General features: G+C 71.0%; 19 protein-coding genes. 8 read left to right on the top strand and 11 right to left on the bottom strand.

Going from position 1 to position 23,530, the window contains the following annotated elements; genetic code table 11:
* Positions 1 to 19: 19 nt before the first annotated feature.
* The 4 genes from OG226_RS06005 to OG226_RS05990 form a co-directional block, all read right to left on the bottom strand.
* Positions 20 to 979 carry a hypothetical protein gene (locus tag OG226_RS06005; protein ID WP_329348213.1) on the bottom strand — a complete coding sequence of 320 codons (960 nt, stop codon included), beginning with the start codon at positions 977 to 979 and terminating at the stop codon, positions 20 to 22.
* Positions 980 to 990: 11 nt separating this feature from the next.
* A complete protein-coding gene (locus OG226_RS06000) occupies positions 991 to 2,463 on the bottom strand; it encodes an APC family permease (RefSeq protein WP_329348212.1) in 1,473 nt (490 codons plus the stop codon).
* Positions 2,464 to 2,689: 226 nt separating this feature from the next.
* Positions 2,690 to 4,093 (bottom strand): Si-specific NAD(P)(+) transhydrogenase, encoded by a 1,404-nt coding sequence (gene sthA, locus OG226_RS05995; RefSeq protein WP_328675653.1) that lies wholly within the window; start codon positions 4,091 to 4,093, stop codon positions 2,690 to 2,692.
* Positions 4,094 to 4,162: 69 nt separating this feature from the next.
* Complete coding sequence (locus OG226_RS05990) at positions 4,163 to 4,369, bottom strand: hypothetical protein (protein WP_328675652.1); 207 nt, start codon at positions 4,367 to 4,369, stop codon at positions 4,163 to 4,165.
* Positions 4,370 to 4,729: 360 nt separating this feature from the next.
* Here OG226_RS05990 and OG226_RS05985 point away from each other — a divergent pair, with 360 nt between their 5' ends.
* Together OG226_RS05985 and OG226_RS05980 are read left to right on the top strand one after the other, a co-directional pair.
* A complete protein-coding gene (locus tag OG226_RS05985; RefSeq protein ID WP_328675651.1) occupies positions 4,730 to 6,565 on the top strand; it encodes a glycoside hydrolase family 15 protein in 1,836 nt (611 codons plus the stop codon).
* Positions 6,566 to 6,700: 135 nt separating this feature from the next.
* Positions 6,701 to 8,188, top strand: a complete 1,488-nt coding sequence (locus tag OG226_RS05980) for an esterase (RefSeq protein WP_329348210.1) — start codon at positions 6,701 to 6,703, stop codon at positions 8,186 to 8,188.
* Between the two features lie 70 nt (positions 8,189 to 8,258).
* On the opposite strand, the gene OG226_RS05975 is transcribed toward OG226_RS05980, so the two are convergent.
* From OG226_RS05975 to OG226_RS05965, 3 genes are all read right to left on the bottom strand, one after another.
* Entirely contained in the window at positions 8,259 to 10,991 is a 2,733-nt protein-coding gene (locus OG226_RS05975) for a SpoIIE family protein phosphatase (protein WP_328675649.1), read from the bottom strand.
* Positions 10,992 to 11,066: 75 nt separating this feature from the next.
* Entirely contained in the window at positions 11,067 to 13,610 is a 2,544-nt protein-coding gene (locus tag OG226_RS05970) for a SpoIIE family protein phosphatase (protein WP_329348209.1), read from the bottom strand.
* Positions 13,611 to 13,877: 267 nt separating this feature from the next.
* Positions 13,878 to 14,153, bottom strand: coding sequence for a hypothetical protein (locus OG226_RS05965; RefSeq protein WP_329348208.1), 276 nt, complete (start codon positions 14,151 to 14,153; stop codon positions 13,878 to 13,880).
* Positions 14,154 to 14,460: 307 nt separating this feature from the next.
* On the opposite strand from OG226_RS05965, the gene OG226_RS05960 reads away from it, so the two are divergent.
* Positions 14,461 to 15,642, top strand: a complete 1,182-nt coding sequence (locus OG226_RS05960) for a cytochrome P450 (protein ID WP_328675646.1) — start codon at positions 14,461 to 14,463, stop codon at positions 15,640 to 15,642.
* 42 nt (positions 15,643 to 15,684) lie between these two features.
* Here OG226_RS05960 and OG226_RS05955 read toward each other — a convergent pair whose 3' ends face one another.
* On the bottom strand, positions 15,685 to 16,179 hold the full coding sequence (locus OG226_RS05955) for a MarR family winged helix-turn-helix transcriptional regulator (RefSeq protein ID WP_329348207.1): 495 nt from the start codon (positions 16,177 to 16,179) through the stop codon (positions 15,685 to 15,687).
* Positions 16,180 to 16,325: 146 nt separating this feature from the next.
* On the opposite strand from OG226_RS05955, the gene OG226_RS05950 reads away from it, so the two are divergent.
* Both OG226_RS05950 and OG226_RS05945 read left to right on the top strand, forming a co-directional pair.
* A complete protein-coding gene (locus OG226_RS05950; protein WP_329348206.1) occupies positions 16,326 to 17,606 on the top strand; it encodes a multidrug effflux MFS transporter in 1,281 nt (426 codons plus the stop codon).
* A 366-nt stretch (positions 17,607 to 17,972) separates the two neighbouring features.
* A complete protein-coding gene (locus OG226_RS05945; RefSeq protein ID WP_329348205.1) occupies positions 17,973 to 18,668 on the top strand; it encodes a DUF4232 domain-containing protein in 696 nt (231 codons plus the stop codon).
* A gap of 71 nt (positions 18,669 to 18,739) precedes the next feature.
* Here the strand turns inward: OG226_RS05945 and OG226_RS05940 are convergent, their stop codons facing one another.
* Positions 18,740 to 19,240, bottom strand: a complete 501-nt coding sequence (locus OG226_RS05940; protein WP_329348204.1) for a CGNR zinc finger domain-containing protein — start codon at positions 19,238 to 19,240, stop codon at positions 18,740 to 18,742.
* A gap of 55 nt (positions 19,241 to 19,295) precedes the next feature.
* Here OG226_RS05940 and OG226_RS05935 point away from each other — a divergent pair, with 55 nt between their 5' ends.
* The 3 genes from OG226_RS05935 to OG226_RS05930 all read left to right on the top strand — a co-directional run bounded on the left by OG226_RS05935 (position 19,296) and on the right by OG226_RS05930 (position 21,471).
* On the top strand, positions 19,296 to 19,976 hold the full coding sequence (locus OG226_RS05935) for a hypothetical protein (RefSeq protein WP_329348202.1): 681 nt from the start codon (positions 19,296 to 19,298) through the stop codon (positions 19,974 to 19,976).
* 111 nt (positions 19,977 to 20,087) lie between these two features.
* Positions 20,088 to 20,744 carry an alcohol dehydrogenase catalytic domain-containing protein gene (locus OG226_RS51520; RefSeq protein WP_443066867.1) on the top strand — a complete coding sequence of 219 codons (657 nt, stop codon included), beginning with the start codon at positions 20,088 to 20,090 and terminating at the stop codon, positions 20,742 to 20,744.
* The gene (locus OG226_RS05930; protein WP_329348201.1) at positions 20,686 to 21,471 is read left to right on the top strand and encodes an alpha/beta fold hydrolase; all 786 of its coding nucleotides are present in this window, start codon (positions 20,686 to 20,688) and stop codon (positions 21,469 to 21,471) included. Before OG226_RS51520 ends, OG226_RS05930 begins: the two co-directional genes overlap by 59 nt.
* A gap of 9 nt (positions 21,472 to 21,480) precedes the next feature.
* Here OG226_RS05930 and OG226_RS05925 read toward each other — a convergent pair whose 3' ends face one another.
* Together OG226_RS05925 and OG226_RS05920 are read right to left on the bottom strand one after the other, a co-directional pair.
* On the bottom strand, positions 21,481 to 22,137 hold the full coding sequence (locus tag OG226_RS05925) for a response regulator transcription factor (protein WP_328675639.1): 657 nt from the start codon (positions 22,135 to 22,137) through the stop codon (positions 21,481 to 21,483).
* On the bottom strand, positions 22,134 to 23,459 hold the full coding sequence (locus OG226_RS05920; RefSeq protein ID WP_443044580.1) for a sensor histidine kinase: 1,326 nt from the start codon (positions 23,457 to 23,459) through the stop codon (positions 22,134 to 22,136). The genes OG226_RS05925 and OG226_RS05920 overlap by 4 nt, the downstream gene beginning before the upstream one ends.
* Between the last annotated feature and the right edge of the window lie 71 nt (positions 23,460 to 23,530).

The following is a 23,530-nucleotide window of genomic DNA, read 5'->3' as shown; positions in this document are numbered from 1 at the left end:
GTCTGACGAACCGGACCACTCACGGTCGTATCCCCAACTCCTTGCGCCACTTCGCGATCTGCTTCTCCGCGTCCCCGGTGTACGACCAGGGAGTCGTCGTCGCCCGGCTGCCCATCATGGCCAGCACCGCCGCCGAGATGTCCTTCGTCCCCGCGTAACAGGCCGCGTGGGCAAGGTAGTTGAGGTCGCGGAGTTCGCCGGGCGGGAAGGGGCCGTCCTCGCGGGCGGTGATCCAGCGTTGCCAGGTGCGGCGGACGTCGCTCACCGCGCCGTCGTGGGTCCAGTGCTGGCCGAGGCCCACCGCAGCCTGGTGGCCCTTCGCGGCGTCGAGGGCGTAGCGGTACTCCTCGACACGGGCGTACTGCACCAGGACCGGCAGGGTGCAGCCGGGCGGTGCCACGCCCGCCGCGTCGCGGGCGAAGTCGTACATGAGGCCGTGGCTGCCGTGCCAGCGGGACGAGTAGTAGTGGAGGACCTGGAGATGGCCCTCGACGCTGTAGGGGTCGCGCCGGTGCAACTCGTCCCACCAGCGGGCGAGTTCCTGGCGTCGTACGCCCGAGGGATAGAGGCGGGCCACGGAGATCAGGGAGATCCACGGGGTGGGGTCGTCCGGGTACGCCTCCGAGGCCTGGAGGCAGGCCATGACGGCGGCGTCGATGCGGTTCCGGTCGATCGGCACGCCCCGGCCCGCCGCGATGGCGATGTTGAACGCGCGGGCCGTCTCCGTCGCCGCGCGCAGCGTGAGCGCGTCGCCGCTGTGGGGCTCGGCGGCCAGCCACGACTCGACCGTGGAACTGCTCGCGCAGGCCTGCGCGAGTGTCCGGATCCGGTGGCCCCGGCCGAGCCAGTGCGCGCCGGTGTTCCGCAGCAGGTCCCGCAGACCCTGCCAACGGCCGATGACGATGTCCTGGCGGGCCGAACTGAGGTACGTGTCCCCGCAGTCGGGGTCGAAGTCGGGGGTGTAGCGGTCTCGCGCCATCGGGGTGCCCCTCAGAAGTCGGTCGGGAGACCCTGATGGACCCGGGACTGTTCGGGCACGAAGTCGTCCGGGACGTAGTCCGTCTCGACGGTGTGTGCCGCGTCGAGGCGTGCGGGGCGGTAGTAGTCGCTGCCCTGCTTCCAGTACCAGAACATGGGGACCAGCCCTACGGCCAGGCCGCCCACGCCGATGGTGATCGCCGCGTCGCTCAGGCTGCTCAGCGACTCGACGAAGATCCAGAACATGAACAGGGCGCCGAACAGCGGCCACAGCCCGCCGAAGAGGAAGTTCGCCGCCGACTTGAACAGCATCTTGCGGTAGGCGACGACCACCGCGAGGCCCGCCAGGCCGTAGTACACGGCGATCTGCAGTCCGATCGCCGAGATCGCGTCGGAGAGGATCTCGCCCACCGAACCGAGCGCGTTCGAGGCGATGAACATCACCAGCGCCACTCCGCCGACCACGGTGATCGCGACCCAGGGCGTGTTCCAGGTGCGGTGCACCTTGCCCAGCGCGGCCGGCATCGTACGGTCGCGGCCCATCGCGAACAGCGACCGTGTGACCTGGATGAGGGTGGTCTCCAGGGTGGCGATGGTCGACAGCATCACCGACACGATGAGCAACTTGCCGCCCCAGCCCGGCCACAGCTCGTCGCCGAGCACCGCCAGCACGTTGGCGTCGTTGTTCTCGATCTGCCGCGAGGTCAGGATGATGTTCACCGCGATGGTGAACACCTCGAAGAGCAGGAAGACGATGCCGACGCCGATCAGGCCCGCGAGTCCGGTCGTACGACGGCTGTTGCGGGTCTCCTCGCTGAGGTTGCTGGTGACGTCCCAACCCCAGTAGTAGAACGCGGCGATGAGCGCGCCCGACGCGAAGCCGGACACCCCGTCGAAGTGGCTGAAGCCGAGCCAGGACCAGTCGAAGGCGCGGGCGTTGTCGGAGTGGACGAGGGCGAACACCGCGAACAGCGCCAGGATGCTCAACTCCACGCCGGACATGATGAGTTGGGCCCGGACCGTGAGTCGGGCGCCGCCGAGCACCACGAGCAGCATGATGACGAACCACGCGGCGCCCACCACCGTCGACAACGCCGTGTTGTCCGCGAGGCCTTGATCGAAGAGGGACAGCGTCATCGACCCGGCGGGCAGTGACCCGGCGACCATGAAGATGGTCGCGGAGACCACCAGCGCCCAGCCGCTGATGAAGCCGAGAAAGGGGTGCAGGGTGCGGCCCACCCAGGAGTAACTGGCCCCCGCGTTCACGTCGATACGGCCGAGATAGCTGAACGCCAGCGCGATGCCCAGCATCGGTATCGCGCAGTAGAGGAGGGCCGCCGGACTGGCCAGCCCCACCGCGCCGACCAGGACCGCGGTGGTCGCGGCCAGCGAGTACGCCGGGGCGCTGCCCGCCACGGCCATCACCACGGTGTCGAACGTACCGAGGGCGTTGGCCTGCAGCCCTCTGCCCCTGTTGTTGCTCATGGATGCGCTGCTTTCCGTCTTGCACGACGTGGGGGGTTGCGCGAACCGGCCCCGGACCCGGAGATGGGGTGGCCTCGGGTCAGTGGCCGGTCGGAACAACAAATAGGGGATGGTGGATACCCGTTGAACCGCTGCGTCGGCGGACGGTCACACCGTGTGTGGGTGTGATGATAGCCGTACCTCTTGACCTTTCAAGATTGACCAGCGAGTAATCTCCTGTGAACGGTCAGTCGCCGAGTCGGTCGATCTGCCGTAGTTTGTTCGTCGCGTCGAGGGCGGCGACCTTGTAGGACTCCGCGAGGGTCGGGTAGTTGAAGACCGCGTCCACGAGATAGTCGACCGTGCCGCCGCAGCCCATCACCGACTGGCCGATGTGAATGAGCTCCGTCGCGCCGGTGCCGAAGCAGTGCACGCCGAGCAGGGTGCGGTCCGTGGGGGAGACCAGCAGCTTGAGCATGCCGTGCGAGTCGCCGATGATCTGGCCGCGCGCGAGTTCGCGGTAGCGGGAGATCCCGACCTCGAACGGCACGCACTCCTCGGTGAGTTGGTCCTCGGTCTTCCCGATGAAACTGATCTCCGGGATGGTGTAGATGCCGATCGGCTGGCGGTCGTCGATCCGGTGCACCGGCTCACCGCAGGCGTGGTACGCGGCCGTACGGCCCTGCTCCATCGAGGTCGCCGCGAGGGCCGGGAAGCCGATGACGTCGCCGACGGCGTAGATGTGCGGCACCGCGGTGCGGAAGTTCTCGTCGACGTCGATCCGGCCGCGCCGGTCGGCGGACAACCCCGCCTTGTCCAGGTCGAGTTCGTCGGTCAGGCCCTGTCGCCCCGCGGAGTACATCACCGCGTCGGCCGGGATCTTCTTGCCGCTCTCCAGGACGGTCAGCGTGCCGTTGGTGTGCCGCTCGACGGCGGCGACGGTCTCGCCGAAGCGGAAGGTGACGGCGAGGTCCCGCAGGTGGTACTTGAGCGACTCGATGACCTCCAGATCGCAGAAGTCGAGCATCCCGGCGCGCTTCTCCACCACGGTGATCTTGCTGCCGAGCGCGGCGAACATCGAGGCGTACTCCATGCCGATGACACCCGCGCCGACGATGACCATGGACCGCGGCACCTTGGGCAGATCGAGGACGTTGTCCGAGTCCATGATGGTCCGCCCGTCGAACTCGACGGTGTCCGGCCGCGCGGGGCGGGTCCCGGTGGCGATGACGATGTGCTCCGCGGTCAACAGCCGTTCGTGGCCGGTGATTTCGGTCAGCGCGACGGTGTGCGGGTCGACGAAGCGGCCCGTGCCGGCGAACAGGGAGACCTGGTTGCGGGACAACTGGTTGCGGATGACGTCGACTTCACGGCTGACCACGTGCTGCGTGCGCGCGGTGAGGTCGCCGACGGTGATGTCGTCCTTGAGGCGGTAGCTCTGCCCGTACAGATCGCGCTGGGTGAGACCGGTGAGATACAGCACCGCCTCGCGCAGCGTCTTGGAGGGGATGGTCCCGGTGTGGATGGAGACCCCACCGACCATGTCGGGGCGGTCGACGACGGCGACCCGGCGGCCGAGCTTGGCCGCGGCGATGGCGGCCTTCTGGCCACCCGGTCCTGAACCGATGACAAGCATGTCGAAGTCGGGCACCTCCGGAGTCTGTCAGCCGGGGTGCCTTCTCCGAAAGGGTGAACGGGTAACCAGGTGCCGGCGAGACGGCTAAGGAAGCAGTCTGTCCAGCGCCGCCGCCCCCTCGACCTCGATCTTCCGCCGGGCCCACTCCAGATTCTCCGGCGTCACGTCCCGTCCGGCCGCCAGCACCACATCCTCCGGTGCCACCTCGGTCCCGGTGCGGACATGCAGCAGGTCGTCCGGTGTGGCCCGGTCCTCGGGCGAACGGGACGCGTCGGACTCGGACGTCGACATGGGGCCTCCTCCTCGGGACCGGACAGGTCCACCGGCATCGTACGAGTGCCGTGGGTCCCACTCCCACGATTCCCCGCCCGGCCGCTCCCCGCATCCGGAAGAGTGGCCGATCGAGAACCTGAACCCAGGGCCTGCCCGGCGGATCATGTCGCAGACGCGGGGCGTGGCACGCACATCTGCGGCGTTGTCGTCGGTTGCCAACGCTCCGCGTTGACGCCCTCCTCCGCCTTGCAGCTGCACGCACCACGCCCCGCTCACCGGCGTCGATCAGTTGCTGTTCCATTTCTGCGACCTGCTCCGGCGGGCAGACCCTAAGCTGGGAACCGGCCCGCGCGGGCCCGAACCAGGGAGGCTGCCGCGATGGTCGAGACCCCGCCCGAACAGGACACCCCCACCGGACCCGGATATCTGCCCATCGCCGAGCACGGACTGATCGGCGATCTGCGGAGCGTGGCGCTGGTGGGGACCAACGGCACGATCGACTGGTACTGCTGTCCGTCCTTCGACGCCCCCAGCGTCTTCGCCGCGATCCTGGACGCGGAACGCGGCGGCTCCTTCGAGCTGGCCGCCGCCGTGCCCGCGCGGACCAAGCAGTTCTACTTCCCCGACACCAACGTCCTGATCACCCGGTTCTACACCGAGGAGGGCGTCGGCGAGGTGCAGGACTTCATGCCGGTGACCGGGGAGGCGGACGCCTCCGCCCGGCACCGGCTGATCCGGCGCGTGCTGTGCGTGCGCGGCTCGGTGCCGTTCCGGACCCGTGTCGCCCCGAGGTTCGACTACGGCGCCTCGCCGCACACCGCGCGGATGGTCGGCGACGTGGCGCTCTTCGAGTCCGCCGAGAAATCCCTCGCGCTGACCGCCACCGTCCCCCTGGAGTGCGACGACGTCGACGTGTGGGCCGACTTCAAGCTCGACGAGGGCGAGTCCGAGGTGTTCGCCCTGGACCAGGTCGACGGCGAGGTGACCTCGCGCCCCTGCGCCCGGCAGGAGGCCGAGGACGAGTTCGCCTCGACGGTCGCCTACTGGCGGCGCTGGATCTCCCAGTCCCGCTACCGGGGCCGCTGGCGCGAGATGGTCCACCGCTCCGCCCTCACCCTCAAACTGCTGACCTACGCCCCCACCGGCGCGATCGTCGCGGCCCCCACCACCAGCCTCCCCGAACAGCTCGGCGGCGAGCGCAACTGGGACTACCGCTACGTCTGGATCCGCGACGCCGCCTTCTGCGTCTACGCGCTCCTGCGCCTCGGCTTCACCGGCGAGGCCAAGGCGTTCATGCAGTTCGTGACCCGCTACATCAGCCCCGGCGACGGCAACCCCTCCGGCCCGCTCCAGATCATGTACGGCATCGACGGCCGCACCGAACTCACCGAACGCGAACTCCCGCACCTCGAAGGCCATCAGAAATCCGCCCCGGTCCGCGTCGGCAACGCGGCGTCCGACCAGCTCCAACTCGACATCTACGGCGCCCTGATCGACTCCATCTACCTCTACGACAAGTGGGCCGAGCCCATCTCCAGCGCGCAGTGGGACGACGTGTGCGCCCTGGTCGACTGGGTCTGCGAGAACTGGGACCAGCCCGACGAGGGCGTCTGGGAGACCCGCGGTGGCCGCAAGAACTTCCTCTACTCACGGCTGATGTGCTGGGTGGCGATCGAGCGCGCGATCCGCCTCGCCAACCGCCGCGGGCTGCCCGCCAACCTGCCGTACTGGGGCGGCTGCCGCGACACCATCTACCGCCGCATCATGGACCGCGGCTGGTCGGTCAAGCGCCAGGCCTTCGTCCAGTACGAGGGCAGCGACGTCCTCGACGCCGCCCTGCTGATGATGCCGCTGGCGAAGTTCATCGCCCCCACCGACCCCAAGTGGCTCTCCACACTGGACGCGTTGACCGAGGAACTCGTCTCCGACTCCCTCGTCTACCGCTACAACCCGCAGGCCAGCCCCGACGGCCTGCGCGGCGACGAGGGCACGTTCTCGATCTGCTCCTTCTGGTACGTCGAGGCCATGGTCCGCGCCGGCCGCGTCGACGAGGCCCGCCTCGCCTTCGAGAAGATGCTCACCTACGCCAACCATCTCGGCCTGTACGCCGAGGAGATCGGCCGCACCGGCGAGCAACAGGGCAACTTCCCCCAGGCGTTCACCCATCTCGCCCTGATCAGCGCCGCGTTCAACCTGGACAAGGCCCTCGGCTGATCCGGCCGCGCTCGTCCGGGCCGCGCAACAAGTGTCACCGAGGTGTCACAGCACACCGAAGCACCACAACCACCGAGGCATGACTCGTGTCGAACCCGTTGACCGCAACACAATTGATCCACGGGGGAACACATCATGACGAACGTGTCACGCAAGAAGGTCTCCGCCGCCGTCGCGTCCGCGACCTTCCTGCTCCTGGCCGGCGCCGGCATCGTCGCCGCCCCGGCCAGCTACGCGGGCGTCCCCGGCGGCACCAGCGCCGTCGACCGCAACAGCGACTTCAACGGGGACGGCTACGACGACGTCCTGATCGGCGCCCCGGACGGCACCGTCGACGGCAAGAAGGGCGCCGGTTACGTCACCGTCCAGTACGGCGCCCCGAACGGCATCGCCACCAACAACACCGTCCCCAGGGGTCACACGGCCGTCATCAGCCAGTCCACGCCCGGCGTCCCCGGCACCTCGGAGGCCTACGACTCCTTCGGCCGGGCGATCGCCACCGGCGACGTGAACGGCGACGGCTACGACGACGCGATCATCGGCGCCCCCGGCGAGGACGAGGGCAGCCTGGAGAACGCCGGCCGCGTCACCGTCCTCTACGGCTCCAAGGCCGGCCTGGGTGCCGAGGCGAACACCTCCTTCACCTCCACCAAGCCCGCGGCGGACGCCCGGTTCGGCCAGTCCGTGGCGGCGGCCCGCTTCACCGGCGCCACCGACGCCGACGAGATGGCCGTCCTGGACGACAACGGCGCCCAGATCTTCGCCTTCCACACCGACATCCTGCACCTGATGGGCGCCCTGAACACGACCACGGCCCCCGGCGGCCACCGCATCCAGCCCGCCTACCTCACCACCGGCGACTACGACCGCAACGGCTTCGCCGACCTGGTCGTCTCCGGCTACAGCCCCGACGACGACTACCAGCAGGGCTGGTCGGCCCTCTACGCGGGCGGCGACACCGAGTTGACGTACCGTCAGGACCTGAACGGCGGCCTCGGCACCGCCTCCGGCGACATCAACGGTGACGGCTACGACGACCTGGTGGTCGGCCAGCTCAGCAGCGCCGACGACAAGGCCGAGGGGGACGACGGCGGCAAGATCGCTGTCTACTACGGCGGTTCGCAGGGCCCCGCCGGTCCCGCCGACTGGTGGTCGCAGAACTCCCCGGGCGTGCCCGGCACCTCGGAGCACGGTGACGCCTGGGGCAACGACCTCTCCGTCGGCGACGTCAACGGCGACGGCTACGCGGACATCGCCGTCGGCGCACCCGGCGAGGACATCGGCACGGTCCAGGACGCGGGCGCCGTATGGCTGTTGCGCGGTTCGGCCAAGGGTGTGACCGCGACCGGCGCCCAGTCCTTCGACCAGAACACCGCGAACATCCCCGGCACCGCCGAGGCCGACGACGCCTGGGGCTCGCAGGTCCGGCTCGCCGACACGGACGCGGACGGCCGCAGCGAACTGGTCGCCTCCGCGCCCGGCGAGAACGCCGGTGACGGCTATGTCTGGTTGCTCCCGGCCGGCCCCAAGGGCCTGCTCGCCGACGGCTCTTCGCTCTACAGCGCGGCCGACCTCGGCGGCGCGGCGAAGGGGTCGGGCTTCGGGTCGGCGATCGACGAGTAAGGGGAAGCAGCGTGACGGCGCCCGTACCGGCTCGGCGGCCGGTGCGGGCGCTGCCCGTGAACGGGGTTGGTCACAGCGCCTGTTCGGCCCAGATGACCTTGCCCGCCGGGGTGTACCGGGTGCCCCAGCGTTCCGAGAGCTGAGCCACCAGGAACAGGCCCCGGCCGCCCTCGTCCGTCATCGCCGCGTACCGCAGATGCGGTGACGTGGTGCTGCCGTCGTAGACCTCGCAGATCAGGGTGCGGTCGCGCAACAGGCGGACGCGGACGGGGTCGTTGCCGTAGCGGATCGCGTTGGTGACCAGTTCGCTGAGGATGAGTTCGGTGGTGAACGTCAGCTCGTCCAGGCCCCAGTGGGTGAGCTGACGGGTGACCGAGGCGCGCATGTCGGCGACGGCGGCCGGGTCGGACGGGACACGCCACTCGGCGATGCGGTCGGCGCCCAGGGCGCGGGTGCGGGCGACGATCAGGGCGATGTCGTCGCTCGGGCGTACCGACAACTCCGAGTCGAGGACGGCCCGGCAGGTGTCCTCGGGGGAGTCGCCGGAGCCGGTGAGCGCGGTGCGCAGCAGCTCCAGGCCGACGTCGATGTCCCGCTCCCGGTCCTCGACCAGGCCGTCCGTGTACAGGACCAGCCGACTGCCCTCGGCCAGCTCCAACTCGGCCGTCTCGAAAGGGAGTCCGCCGAGGCCGAGCGGGGGACCTGCGGGGACGTCGGGGAACTCGACGGTGCCGTCCGGCAGGATGAGGGCGGGCGGGGGATGGCCGGCGCGGGCGACGGTGCAGCGCAGGGTCACCGGGTCGTAGATCGCGTACAGGCAGGTCGCTCCGGTGACCGGGGCGACGCTGTCCTCGGTCGTCTCGTCCTGGTCGATGCGGCCCACCAACTCGTCGAGCAGGCCCAGGAGTTCGTCCGGCGGCAGGTCCAGCGCGGAGAAGTTGTGGACCGCCGTGCGCAGGCGTCCCATGGTGGCCGCGGCGTGCAGACCGTGGCCCACGACATCGCCGACGACCAGGGCGACCCGGGCGCCGGACAACGGCAGGACGTCGAACCAGTCGCCGCCGACCCCGGACTTCGCGGGGAGATAGCGGTAGGCGACGTCGAGAGCGGTCTGTGCGGGCAGCCGGCGGGGCAACAGGCTGCGCTGGAGGGTCACCGCCATGCCGTGTTCGCGGGTGTAGCGGCGGGAGTTGTCGATGGACACGGCCGCGCGGGCGACCAGCTCCTCGGCGAGGGCCAGCTCCTCCACGTCGAAGGGGTCCGGCTTGTCGGCGCGCCAGAAGTTGACCACGCCGAGGATGAGGGCACCGGCCCGCAGCGGCACGGTGATCAGCGAGTGGATGCCGTACTCGACGACCTGCGCGGTGCGTTCGGGGTCCTGGGTGAGCCAGCCGGGGGCGTCGCTCAGCCGGGGTTCGACGACGGCCTCGCCGGTGTCGAGGCTGCGTGCCTGCGGGGAGGACGGCACGAACTGGATCTGCTTGCCGACCGGGTAGAGCGGGGCGTCGTCCCGGACCCCGGTGTTGGCCGTGCGGCGCAGCTCGGTCCCGGGCTGCGGTTCCTCGCCGCTCAGCACGGCGTCGTAGAGGTCGACCGTGACGAAGTCCGCGAAGCGGGGGACGGCCAGTTCGGCGAGTTCCTCGGCGGTGCGGGTGACGTCCAGGCTGGTGCCGATGCCCACTCCTGCGTCGTAGAGCATGTTGAGGCGTTCGCGGGCGACCTCGGCGCGGCCGGAGAGGGCACGGAGTTCCGTGGAGTCGCGGAGCGTGGTGACGCTGCCGGCCGGGCCGCCCTTGAGGTCGGTGGGGCGCTGGTTGACGGCGAGCAGTCGGTCGCCGACCCGGTGCACCTCGTCCGTCGCGACCCGCGCGGAGGCCAGCAGCGCGGTCATGTCGGCGTCGAGTCCGAGGTCGAGGACCAGGCGCCCCTCGGCGTTCTCGGGCAGATCGAGCAGCTGGCGCGCCTCGTCGTTCGCGAGCAGCAGCCGGCCCTCGCCGCCGACGATGATCACGCCCTCCCGTACGGCGTGCAGCACCGCGTCGTGGTGCTCGTACATCCGGGTCATCTCGTGCGGGCCCAGGCCATGGGTCTGGTGCTGGAGACGTCTGGTGACCAGGGCCGTACCCCCGAGGGCGAGGACGAGCGCCACCCCGGCGGCGGTCAGCAGAAGCGGCAGCTGCTGGTCGGCGGCGCCGCCGACGTTCGCCTTCGTCACCCCGGCCGACACCAGGCCCACCACCTTGCCGCCGTCGGCCCGGACGGGAACAACGGCCTGCACCAGTGGTCCGATGGTGCCGGTGAGCTCCTCGGTGACGACGTGCCCGGCGAGCGCGGGAGCGATGTCCCCGACGAACTTCTTGCCGATGCGGTCCGGCTTCGGGTGGGTGTAGCGGATCCCTTCGGTGTTCATCACGACGATGAAGTCGACCTTGGACGACTTGCGCGCGGCCTCGGCGCGCGGCTGGAGGATCGCCGTGGGGTCCGCGCTGCGCAGGGCGGCGACCGTGCCCGGCGCGTTGGCGAAGGTCTCGGCGACGGCCACCGACCGGTTGCGGGCCTCCTGCGTGCTGTCGTGCCGCACCTGGAGCACCTGCGCCACCACGGCCGACACGACCAGCAGCAGCACGATCACCAGCTGCAGCATGAACACCTGCCCGGCGACGCTGCGGCCACCCAGCTTCCCGCCCAGCGGTGCCCGCCGGTGTTCGCGCGCCCGACGGGCACGGTCGTACGGGCGTTGCGCGCGCAGACCGTCGGGGCGGTGGGTCGACCGGGCCCCGGGCCGACCCGTCAGGCGGACCATATGCCCATGTCTACACTGCCTGACCTCAGGAGGCGAGGGGCGTCACGGGTGGTGACAGGCAGTGGCCGGCCTGGGTCACGGGTGCCGTCCGGGCTTGGCGCGGCGCGCGGCGAGCAGCAGCGCGATGTCGTCCGGGCGGTCGGCCGCGTGCCGGGCCGTCGCGGTGAGCCGGTCGGCGACACCGCCCAGGCCACCCCCGCCCGGCCGCGCGGCGGACCCGCCCGCCTTCGCGAGGGCGACGCGCAGGGCGGCGATGCCGTCGTCGATGTCGCAACCGGGCCGCTCGACGAGGCCGTCCGTGTAGAGCGCGAGGATGGAGTCGGGCTCCAGTTGTAGCTCCGCGACCGGGTACTGGGCGTGCGGGTCCACCCCGAGGACCACGCCTCCGGGTATGTCCCAGACGCGGGTGCGGCCGTCCGGGGTACGGATCAGCGGCGGCGGATGCCCGGCCCGCGCGACCCGGACCAGCCCGCTCGCCGGGTCGAGGCGCAGGTAGCAGCAGCTCGCGAACTGCCCGGGGTCGAGGTCGATGAGGAGGTGGTTCGTGCCGCTCATCACCTCGTCGGGCGGCCGGTCGCCGAGCGCGAACGCCCTTACCGCGCTGCGGAGTTGGCCCATCGTGGCGGCGGCCTGGACGCCGTGCCCCTGGACGTCGCCGATGACCAGGGCCAGACCGTCACCGGCCTCGACGACGTCGTACCAGTCGCCGCCCACCTCCATGCCCTGGGTGCCCGGCAGATAGCGCCCCGCGGTCTCCACCTGCGGGTGGGCGGAGAGCCGGCGGGGGAGGAGGGCCTGCTGGAGGCCGCGGGCGAGGGCGGCCTCCGAGTCGTAGCGCTGCGCCTTCTCCATCGCGTGGGCGATCAGCCCGGCGAGGGCGGTGAGCACCGCGCGCTCCTCGCCGCTGAAGCTGCGGGACCGGTCGAAGCCCAGGATCGCCGAGCCGACCGGGCGCCCGGACGCGATCAGCGGCAGGAACGCGCGGGCGCCCTCCTCCGCGTCCAGCGGGATGCCCGGGTAGGCGTCCGCCAGCTGCTGCATGGAGTCGAAGAAGAGCGGGCGTCCGGTGGTGAGGGTCTCCACACCGGGCAGCCGGGCGTCGAGACCGACCCCGTCGAACGGGGCGAGGAAACCCTGCGGGAAGCCGGTCTCCCAGGCCAGGTACAGATGCCGTTCCTGAAGCAGGTAGATCGCGAGGCGCCGGCCGCCGAACGCGGGCAGCAGCTCCTTCATGACCACCGCGGACACCTGGCGGGCGGTGACCGCCTCCGTCAGCGCGATGGCGAGCACGATCGGCCGGTACAGCGGAGCCAACGAGGTGACGCCGTTGTCCGGGCCGCCGTCCCCGTCGGCGCGCACGGGCACCAGCGGCAGCGGCGGCCCCGACACCCGGGTCGAGGGGGCGACCGTGCACGTCAGCCGGTCCTGGCCCGGATGGACGGCCATCGCCAGCCAGTCGCTCTGGTACGGCTCCTGCCCCTGCTCCCGCTCGTCCGGGCGCCGGACGTGGAAGTGCACCGGCCCCAGCGAGAGCAGGGCGCCGCGCAGCTGGTCCTCGCAGCCGATCTGGTTCAGCCAGGGCACGCCCTCCCACAGCGGGCGGCCCAGCAGCTCCTCGCGCGGCCGGCCCAGCAGCTGGGCGGCGCGCGGATTGGCGTAGGTGACCAGCCCCAGCCGGTCCAGACAGAACACGCCGTCCGGCAGCAGATCGGCCACGCTGTCGGCCATCGGCGCGGAGCCCGGGTCGACGACGACACCGCTGACCGGGTACCCGCCGCCCGGCGAAAGCGGCCCGGTGGCGGGCGTCCACAGGTCCAGCAGCCGGGCCGAACCGTCCGCCGCCCGCACCCGCAGGGGCAGCGGCGGGGGTTTCCCGGCGGCCGTGGCCCGCAGCGCGGCCATGACCTGGTAGGTGTCGCCCGGCGCCACCACGTCCGCGAGCGCCTGCGCGGTGCCGGGGAACTCCGCGGGCTCCACCCCCAGCAGGGCGTGCAGGGAGCCGTCCCCGGTCACGGCCGCGGTCCTCGGATCCCACACGAACCTGGCCATACGGCCCTCGGGGTGGTGCGTGGCCGTCGTCCGGACGCAGACGGGCTCGCCGTCCCAGGCGACGTACGGACCGTCCTCGTCCTTGTGCTCGTCCTCCAGCTCGGCCAGCGCCCTGCCCAGCTCCTCGGCCAGCCGGGTCATCCGGTCCAGCCCGGACAGCACCTCGGTCGTGTCCGCGGCGGAGGGCCGCAGCACGGTCAGCACGCCGTACGTCGTCGACCCGCCGATGACGGGGACGTACTGGGACCCGAACTGGAACGGCAGGCTCGCGGCGAACTGCGGATAGCGGCGCATGGTCTCGGTGGCGTTCGGCAGGACCACGTGGACGCCGAGCCGGTAGGCGTCGGCGACGGGGAACTTGCTGTCGACGTGCAGCCGACCCCAGGGCCGGAACAGCGGCCCGGGCAGCCCCGCCAGCACGCCGAGACGCAGCAGTCCGGGCGTGCTGGACCGCAGGTAGACGCCACCGGAGTGGCCGCCGGCCGCGTCGATCGCCTCCGTCGAGGCGTCGATGAGCAGCTCGGCGAGCCGTCCGGGCGTCCCCTTCTCGCGCTCGGCACTCCCAGTCATTGGGGCACTACCTCGTCCCTGTGGCGCCGGGTGGGTGACACAGCAAGAATGCGCCAGGACGCGGCCCGGGTCACCTGGGCGGACGGGATGGGCTGGAGAGACACGGGTATCGCCGGTCCGTCGGGGTCTGATGAAGTGATCAAGAGTGACTCACGTGTGGGTGGGGTCGGATGCGGGGTGCCACAGGCGGTGTGGCCGGCGGTTCGGCCGGTGTCGTCGGCTCATGACGAAGGCCCCTCGGCGTGGGTGCGGAGGGCGTTTCGCGGGTCAGGCGACGGGGGTGGGCCGACCGGGGGTGGTGCTGCGGTCGCCCGGGGTGCGGGCGTCGTACGGGAGCGCGTCCTTCACGTGCGAGGTGTCGCTCTGTGCGTTGCGTACGTCGAGGTCTACGGCCCCTGCGTGGTCGGGGTGCTCGTGGCCGACCCTCCGGAACCCGGCGGACCAGTCGGTCGTCGCCGGGTCCGCCGCGTCACGGTCGTGCGTCGTCCGGCCGGTGCGCTCGGGTACGGCGAGCGTTCTTCCGGCGGACCGGGGTGTGGCCATGGGGCTGAGCCCTTTCGCATCGACGCGATAAGTAGGCAGGCAGGAGAAGGGAGTTGAGGTCCGACCCGCGTCAGCGATCGGTCCTCGACCCATGGCGTTCAGGATGGCGCAAACTACGCCTCGCGCGGGGCGAATTCGATCTGTTGCCCTCGCCGGAAATGACCGGCCTGCCTCCGATTCGCCGGCCATGGCGGCGTCTTCGGCACGGGAACCGCACCGCACAGCCCCCGCCCACCCCACCCGCACCCCGATTGTTAGCCTCGGGCATGGCCAGTTTCCCTTTCCCCCCGCCCCGTCACGGTTCGCGATGAGTACGGTCGCCGCCGCCTCCTTCCCGCTCGGTGCCGGGACGACGCTCGCCGAACTCGCTCAGGACCCGCACCCACGGCTGGCGCGGCTTCGGGAGAGTGAACCCGTGTCCTGGCTGCCGGAGTTGGACGGGTGGCTCGTCACGCGACGGGATCTCGCGTTGGGAGTGATGCGGGACGCGGCCACGTTCACCGTGGACGACCCGCGCTTCTCCACCGCCCAGGTCGTCGGCCCGAGCATGCTGTCGCTCGACGGGGAGCGGCACGCCCGTCACCGCGAACCCTTCACCGCGCCCTTCCGCCCCCGCGAGGTACGGGAGGGTTTCGCCTCGTTCATCGAGCGCGAGACCGACCGGCTCGTCACCGGGCTGCGACCGGCGGGTGCCGGTGAAGTGCGGCGCGCCTTCGCGGGGCCGCTCGCGGTCGCCGTCGTCACCGAGGCGCTCGGGCTGACCGGCGCCACCCCGGACACGGTCCTCTCCTGGTACGACGCGATCGTGCGGGCGGTCTCGGACATCACGGCCGGCCACGAGGCGGGAGCCGCCGGCACCAGTGCGTACGCGGAACTGCGCGCCGCGGTCGAAGCCACCGTCGCCGACCGGGGCGGAGCCTCACTCCTCGGCTCCGCCGCCGGACAGCTGACACTGCCCGAAGTCGCCTCCAACGCCGCCGTGTTGATGTTCGGCGGCATCGAGACCACCGAGGCGATGATCACCAACGCCCTGTTGCATCTGCTCCGACACCCGGACCAACTCGCCCTCGTCCAGGCCGATACGGGTCTTCTGGACGGCGCGATCGAGGAGTCGTTGCGCCTCGAACCCGGTGCCGCCGTCGTGGACCGCTACGCCACCCGCGACACCGTCCTCGGCCCGGCCACGATCCGCGAGGGCGACCTGGTCACCGTCTCCCTCACCGGCGCCAACCGCGACCCGGCCGTCTTCCCCGACCCCGACCGCTTCGACGTCCGCCGCGAGAACGCCCGCCTCCAACTCGCCTTCGCCCACGGCCCGCACTACTGCCTCGCCGCCCACCTCGCCCGCCTGGAGACCCGTATCGCCCTCCAGCACCTCCTCGAACGCCTCCCCGCCCTGCGCCTCGACCCGGACCACCCCACCGCCCCGCACGGGCTGGTCTTCCGCAAGCCGCCGACGCTGCATGTGCTGTGGGACGCCACGACGTGATGCCGAGCCGGGGCCCCGAGGGTGACGCTCCGTCAAGTTCCTTCAGTCACGGCCCACTTGGCGCTCCATGACCTCCACCAACCGCCCCAGCGCACTCAGTACCCGCTCCCGGTCCTCACCCAGCCCCGCCAACAACCGCACCTCGGCGGAGAGTTGGCGCGGGAACAGGTCGTCCACGGCCTTCGCCCCGGCCGGCGTGATGGTCACCAGGGCGGCACGCCGGTCGGCCGGGTTCGGTGTACGGGCGATGAAGCCGCGCTTCTCCAGCTTGCCCAGGGCCTTGCTGACGCCCGCGCGGGACAGCCCGAGCCATTCGGCGAGGCGGCGGGCGATCACCGGGTCGGTCGCGTGCCGTAGGGGGATCAGCATGTCGACCTCGGGGGCGGTGAGCGCGGCACCCGCGTAGAGGGGCTCGACGGCCCGGTTCAGGAGCCCCGTGGCGTGCTTGAGCAGGCCGATCAGCTCCATGGGAGAGGTGTCGAGGCCGGGGTTGTGGTCGGTCCACTGCGCGCGGACATCGGCGGGGGAGGGCGACATGCGGCTCGTGTTCTCACTTCCTGGACAGGGCCTTCGTAGGCCCTTGTGGACCCGATCCACAGGCTTTCACGGGTCTTCACGGGTTGGCGAAGGCCTACACCGATCCGTCATTGTTAACCAGTGAACCATCGGTTACCGTTATGGTCATGGTATCGCCGTCCCCCTCCAGGCCCGCCGCCACGAGCGCCACCGCACCGGCCGACCCCACCGACCTCTCGCGGCGCACAGCCGTCGCCCTGGTCGCCGTCCTCGCCGCGCTGACCGCCGTCGCCCCGCTCGCGACCGACATGTACGTCCCCGGTTTCCCCGCGATGGGGGACACGCTCGGGGCGAGCAGCTCGGCCGTACAGCTGACGATGACCGCGTTCCTGGCCGGACTCGTCGTCGGCCAGCTGCTGATCGGCCCGCTGAGCGACAGCCTCGGCCGCCGCGGACTCCTGCTGTCCGGAACGGCCGCGTTCACGGTCTTCTCCGTCGCCTGCGCCCTCGCACCTGACATCGAGGTCCTGACCGGCGCCCGATTCCTTCAGGGCGTGTCGGGCGCGGCCGGCATGGTGCTCGCCCGCGCCGTGCTGACCGACCGCTTCCAAGGGGCCGAACTTCCACGCTACTTCGCGGTCCTCTCCCAGATCATGGGCGTCGCGCCGGTCGCCGCACCGGTGCTCGGCGGGGCGATCCTCGCCGTGTCGACCTGGCGCGCGGTGTTCGTCGTACTGACCGTGATGGGCGGCCTGTTGCTGTTCGGCGTGGTCCGCAAGGTCCCGGAGACCCTGCCGCCCGAGCGGCGGCACGCGGGCGGGATCACGAACACCTTCCGCGCGATGGGGGAGTTGCTCGGACGCCGTACGTTCATGGGCTACGTCCTTGTCCTGGCGTTCATCTCGGCGGCACTGTTCGCCTACATCAGCGGCTCCAGCTTCGTCTTCGAGAACCTGCACGGGGTGTCCGCCACGACGTACTCGCTGATCTTCGCGAGTAACGCGGTCGCCATGCTGATCGCCGGCGCGACCTTCTCCCAACTCGCCGGACGGGTACGGCTGAACACCCTCCTCGTCGCCGCGGTCGCCGTCGCCTCGGTCGGGGCGCTGGGCCAGGTGCTGCTGGTGCTGACCGTGGGGGAGACCCTCGCCGGCACCTGGATCACCCTGTTCATCACGGCCGGTGGCATCGGCATGGTCTTCCCGTCGACCCTGAGCATCGGCCAGGCCCTCGGCCGCAACGCCCCGGGCGCGGCCTCCGCCCTTCTCGGCGGTCTGCAGTTCCTGTTCGGCGCGCTCGCGGCGCCGCTGGTGGGGGTGTTCGGGGAGGACGGGTCGCTGCCGATGGCGGTGATCATGCTGATCGCCGTGGCAGCGGCGGGAGTCGCACTGGTCGCGCTGGCCAGGCCGTGGGAGGGGCAGGGAGAACCGACAGAGTCGGCGAAGTGACTGACGACCCGTCTGGAGCCCGTGGTTTTCGGCGAGTTCCTTCGTTCGGTCCGCGGGATGCTCAAGGCCGGCGGTCGGTTGTGGTTCTCGGGTTACGGGTCTGTCCCAACGGGCGGTGACCGTCGGCGAGTTCGCGAGGGCTGCGGGAACTGCCACCCGGGCTCGTGGTTGGGGCGCTCCGGCACGTTGTGCCTGGTGGCGGTGGACGTCGTACGGGGAGGTGCGTGTAACAGGAATGTCTTGTGCGGTGGCTGCGCGGAACGGTCGACCCGGCCGAGCCGCTCTTGATGATCAGAAACGCCCGCTCGTACCGACGACCCGTGCTGAGCGGCCGGCACTGACACCACCGATCCTGAGGATGAATCGATGCGCGTTCGCAAGCTCACCTTCGCCGCCCTGGCCGTCGCCGCCGGTCTCTCGCTCACGGCCTGCCAGAGCGATGGCGCCGACACGGGAAAGAGTGACTCGTCGTCCGCGCCCACGGCGTCGTCCGGGTCCAACGCCTCGTCCTCGGGCGGCGGTTCGGACACGGGCGGCTCGGACCAGAGCGGCGCGAAGGCCACCACGGGGACCAGCTCCGGTGGGTCCAGCTCCGGCGGCACGGGTACGGCTGCCGGTACCGGTTCCGACGTGAACGCCAAGGTCGGCAAGTGCCGTACCGACGAGCTGGAGGTCACGGCGAAGGACAACACCATCGACGGCGACGCCGACCGGACCGTCGTGGTCGAGTTCAAGAACGGTGGCGGCCGGGACTGCGTGATCTCCGGGTACGCGGGCGTCGACCTGAGGACCAACGCGGGGACGGTGTCCGCGAAGCGCACCGGCCAGGAGACCACGTCGGCCGTCCTCAAGAACGGGAAGTCGACCTACTTCCCCGTCAACTACCCGTTCGACAAGTCGGGCGGCTCCGGCGTCCGCATCACCGGCCTGGTGGTGACCCCGCCGAACGAGACGAAGTCGGTCACCCTGAACTGGCCGGGCGCCGCGACCCTGCCCGTCACGGACGGCTCCGGCTCCTCCGTGACGGTCGGCCCGGTCGGCAGTGCGGGCCAGGGCGGCTGACCGATGCCGGTGCTGCCGGCCGATCGATTCCTCCAGCTGCGGGGTGTGCGGCCCCAACAGGCCTCGCTCCGCTAGGAGTTCCTCGCCGTCCGGGCTCGATACGCCGCGACCGTCGTCCGGCTCGCGCACGCGTTGGAGCAGAACCGGCGGGTGCGGTTCCGTGACTGGTCCACGAAGTAGTTCTCGCACCCGGCCGCCGCGCACCGGCCCAGTGTCACCCCCGGGTCCCCGGCCGTGACCAGGGCGAGTTCGGCGGCGATCAGCTGGCCGAGCCAGCGCTCGGCCGGGGTGCCGTTGCGGCTGAAGTGGATGTGCCAGCCGTCGAGGCCGTCGTGGTCGGACAGGTGCATCTCCGGCGGATAGTCGCGCAGCAGGCGGTGCACCGCTTCGGGGTCGGCGCCGTCGACCGTCTGCGCCAGCGCCGTGCCCACGAGGTCCGGCAGCTCGCCGTAGCCGCCGCCCGAGGGCGGAGTGACCTCGTGCTCCGCGAAGAACGCGCCCACCAGTTCGCCCTGTTGGTCGAGGGTCCCGGTGTTGGCCAGCTCGACGGCCAGCCGCGCCACGTTCGCCATGTAGTCATCGTATTGCACTTGACCGCCTACATCGCCGCTTCTTACCGTAGGTGCCATGATAACTGACGACACCTACATTGCCCGTCGGCTGCAGATGCTCGGGGAGTGGGACACCGCGCTCGCCGTCCTGGGCCCGGACGCCGACCCCGAGCTGCGTGCGGAGATCGCCGTGGACCGCTGGTTCTTCCGGATCGAGGGTCATGAGGAGGCCGAGAAGGCGGTCGCGGCGCTCGACCCGGCATCGCCGACCGCGCACCTGCTCACGGCGCGACTCGCCTACAGCCGCCTGCTGTTCGGGCGTGAACCCCGCGCCGACGACCACGCCGTGGCCGAGGCCGGCTACCGCGCGGCGATCGAGGGCGGCGACGAGAAGACGCGCGCCTGGGCCGAGTACCACTGGGCCGTCCTGCTGGACAACATCGACGAGGATCCGGCCGCCGCCCTCCCGCTCTACGAGTCGTCCCTCGCCGTCGCGACGAAGTCCGGCGACGGCTACTTCGAGTCGTACATCATCCGGCACCTCGCCCCGCACAAGGAGCCCGCCGAGCGGACGGCGATGCTGCGCCGCTCGCTCAACCTGCGCGCCGCGCTCGGTGCCCGGCCCCAGGCGATCGCCGCGCAGGCCCTCCTCGCCGAGCACCTCCCCGAGGGCGGCCCCGAGCGCGCCGAGCTCCTGCGGATGGTCCGCCCGGGTGCGGAGGAACTGCACATCGGCTGGCTCCTGTCCGGGCAGTGACCTGGTTCGGAATGACCTGGTTCGCGCGCCGGGAGTGTCCCCTGCTGCCATGGGCCACCCTCGTTGACAAACCGGTTCAAGGCTGCTGAATCGGTGGTTCCGTCGAGGGCGATGGGTTCGGCGGAGCTGCGCCATCCTCACGAAAGGACTGCGATGCGAGCCGCACATGTACTCGACGGAGAGCTCCTCGTCGGTGAGGTCGACAAGCCGACGCCCGGTGACGGTCAGGTCCTCGTGCGCATACGGGCCCGCGCGATCTGTGCGTCCGGCCTTCACTTCCTGCGGGGCGGGAAGAGGATGGTCGAGTTGTCCCGTGAAACGGGCGGGCCGTGCGCGAGTCCCGACCTGGAGAAAGAGGTCGTCCTCGGGCATGAATTCGTCGGCGGGATCGTCGAGTACGGTCCGAACAGCCGCGAAGCGCTCAAGGTCGGCGCGCGTGTGGTGTCCGTGCCGGTCGTGATGACCTCGTCCGGACATTCCGTCATCGGATTCGACGACAACTGTCCCGGTGGCGGCAAGACCAGCGTGTGCGCCGACCTCGCCACACCCTCGGCCTGGCCAACAGGCCAGCGCCCGAAGGGGAGTTGCACCACCCCACGCATCCCGACGATCTCGATCTTGTTGCGATACCCGCCCGCAAGGCCAACTCCGCCTGGGCCAGGGCAGGATCGGGATCACGCCGGTCGATGCCGCACCACAGGAGCCCCCCATGCCGAAGCTCGAAGTCAACGGCGCAGTAATCGCGTACGACGACGAGGGCCCCCGTGACGGAGACGGCGGTGCGCCGCTGGTGTTCATTCACGGGTGGACGGCCGACCGGCACCGCTGGGACGACCAGTTCGCGCACTTCGCGGTCGGGCGGCGAGTGATACGGCTCGACTTGCGCGGGCACGGGGAGAGCACCGGTGCGGGGGCGCGGACGGTCGGTGAACTCGCCGCGGACGTCGTCGCGTTGCTCGATCATCTGGAGGTCGACCGGTTCGTGCCGGTCGGGCATTCCATGGGCGGGATGATCGCCCAGACGCTCGTCCTGGATCATCCCGAGCGGGTCGAACGGATGGTGCTGGTCGACTCGATCAGCCGGATGACCTACAGCTGGGCGCGCGGGCTGCTGTTGGCGGTGTCCACGCTGCTGCCGTTCAAGCTGTTCGTCGCCGTCAACATCCAGCGTGCCTTCGCCCCCGGCTACCCCAAGGAGAAGATCCGCGAGTACGTCGACGCCTCCGCCGCCACACCGCGCGAGGTCGTCATGACCTGCTACGGCGCCATGCGAGCCTTCGATGTACTGGACCGCGTCGGCGGGATCAGCGCACCCACGCTCATCGCGCACGGATACCACGACATCCAGTTGCCGCTCTCCCAGATGCTGCGGATGGCCAACGCCTACCCGGACGCGGTCGTGCGGATCGTCGACTCCGGGCACGAACTGCCCGTCGAGAAGCCCGCCCAACTCACCGCGCTGCTCGGGCAGTTCGTGACCGTGCCGGCAGCCTGAGGGAAGACCTCAAGCCGGCCGTACCAACCCCGCGTCGTACGCGAAGATCACCGCCTGTACCCGGTCCCGCGCGCCGATCTTCGCGAGGATGCGGCTCACGTGGGACTTGACCGTGGACTCGGCCAGGCACAGACGTTCGGCGATCTCGGTGTTGCTCCAGCCGGCCGCCATGACCGTGAGGACCTCGCGTTCGCGGTCGGTGAGGGCGTCCAGGCGGCGGTCCTGTTCGGCGGTGCGGCCGGGCATGCGGTCGGCGAAGGCGTCGATGAGTTTGCGGGTCAGGCCGGGGGAGATGACGGCGTCCCCGGCGGCCACCGCGCGGATGCCGGCGACGAGTTCCTCGGGCAGCGCGTCCTTGAGGAGGAAGCCGCTGGCCCCGGCGCGCAGCGCGGCGTACGCGTACTCGTCGAGGTCGAACGTGGTGAGGACCAGGACGCGGGAGCGGCCACCCGACCGCACGATCCGGCGGGTGGCCTCGATGCCGTCCATGCCGGGCATGCGGACGTCCATCAGGACGACGTCGGGGCGGAGTTCGGCTGTCAGCCGGACCGCCTCGCCGCCGTGCGTGGCCTCGCCGACCGTGCTCAGGTCGGGGTACTGCTCGATGAGCATGCTGAAGCCGAGGCGTTGCAGGGCCTGGTCGTCGACGATGAGGACGGTGGTCATGCCGGGTGCTTCTCCGTCAGGTCGGGGGCGGTGGAGAGGGGGACCAGGAGGGCGCGGACGGTCCAGCCACCACGGGAGTTGGGGCCCGCGACGACCTGTCCGCCGTAGAGCGCGGCCCGTTCGCGCATGCCGACCAGGCCCTTGCCCTGTTCGTCGGTGGCGGGCGCCTCGTGCGGGCCGGTGTCCTCGACGGTGACGATCACCGCGTCCGGGGCGGCCGTCACCGTGACCTCGACCGTCGTGTTCGGTGCCGTGTGCTTCAGCGTGTTGGTGAGGGCTTCCTGCACGATGCGGTAGACGGCGAGCTGAAGTCCCTGGGCGAGAGAGGTGAGTTCGCCCTTGAAGTGGAGGGTGGCGGCGGGTCCCGCGGCCCGGACCCGTTCCATCAGGGCGTGCAGATCGGCCAGTCCGGGCTGGGGTGCGAGCGGGGTGTCGTCGGGCTCGTCGTCGTGGATGACCGCGAGCAGCCTGCGCAGTTCGGCCAGGGCGCCGCGCCCGCTGTCGGCGATGATCCGCAGGGTGTCCGCGCCCCGCTTCGGCTTGGTCTCGGCGAGCCCGGCGGCGCCGCCCGCGAGACCGACGATCACGGCGAGGGTGTGACCGAGGATGTCGTGCATCTCCCGTGCCACGCGGGCGCGTTCGGTCGCCGCGGCCAACTGGGCCCGCTGGTCGCGCTCCTTCTCCAGCCGTACGGCGTGCTCCTGGAGGGCCTCGATGTACGCGTTCACCAGTTTTCCGGCCAGACCGAGCGCGGCCATCGACAGCACGGCGACCACGGCGAGGAATGCCAGCACCGAGGTGCTGGCATCGTCGTTCGCCAGCCTGGAGCCGCCGTTGAAGAAGATGAACGACACGGCGGTCTGCCCGAGGGTGTAGGCGACGCCGATGGCCAGCTGGCCGGGGGCCCCGAAGCGTCCCAGGTTGAGCAGCGCGACCAGCTGGGTGGCGCTCGAACCCGAGTCCACCCCCAGGGACAGGGACACCTCGGAGATGGCCACCAGCAAGGCGAAGACGAGCACCGGTCGCTGCCGCCGCCACAGCAACGGAACGGTGTACCCCGCCGTGATCGCCAGCATCAGCACGAAGGCGGCGACGGAATCGTGGCCCGCGCGGACCAGGGCCGGAATACCGGCGAGGGCATAGCAGGCGGGCACCCCCCACCGCCTGACCCGCGGATGAGCCAGGTCGACCGCTCGCACCCGCCCCAGCCACGTGAGCAGCCGGACGACCGACCGGTACTCGGAGTCGCCCAGCCGGGTCCGTCCGATCAGGCTCTCAGGATGGACGGACCGGTCTTTGGGCGGGGCGGTCACGGGAGACACCCTCCATGGTGCAGGCGGGCCGCCCGCCGGTCCCGGGGGAAGGGGACCGGCGGGCGGGGACGGTGTGGTCG

Source organism: Streptomyces sp. NBC_01261 (genome assembly GCF_036226385.1).
Taxonomy (GTDB): domain Bacteria; phylum Actinomycetota; class Actinomycetes; order Streptomycetales; family Streptomycetaceae; genus Streptomyces.
Note: the sequence above shows the minus strand (reverse complement) of the source record. Positions and strands in the feature narration are given on the sequence as shown.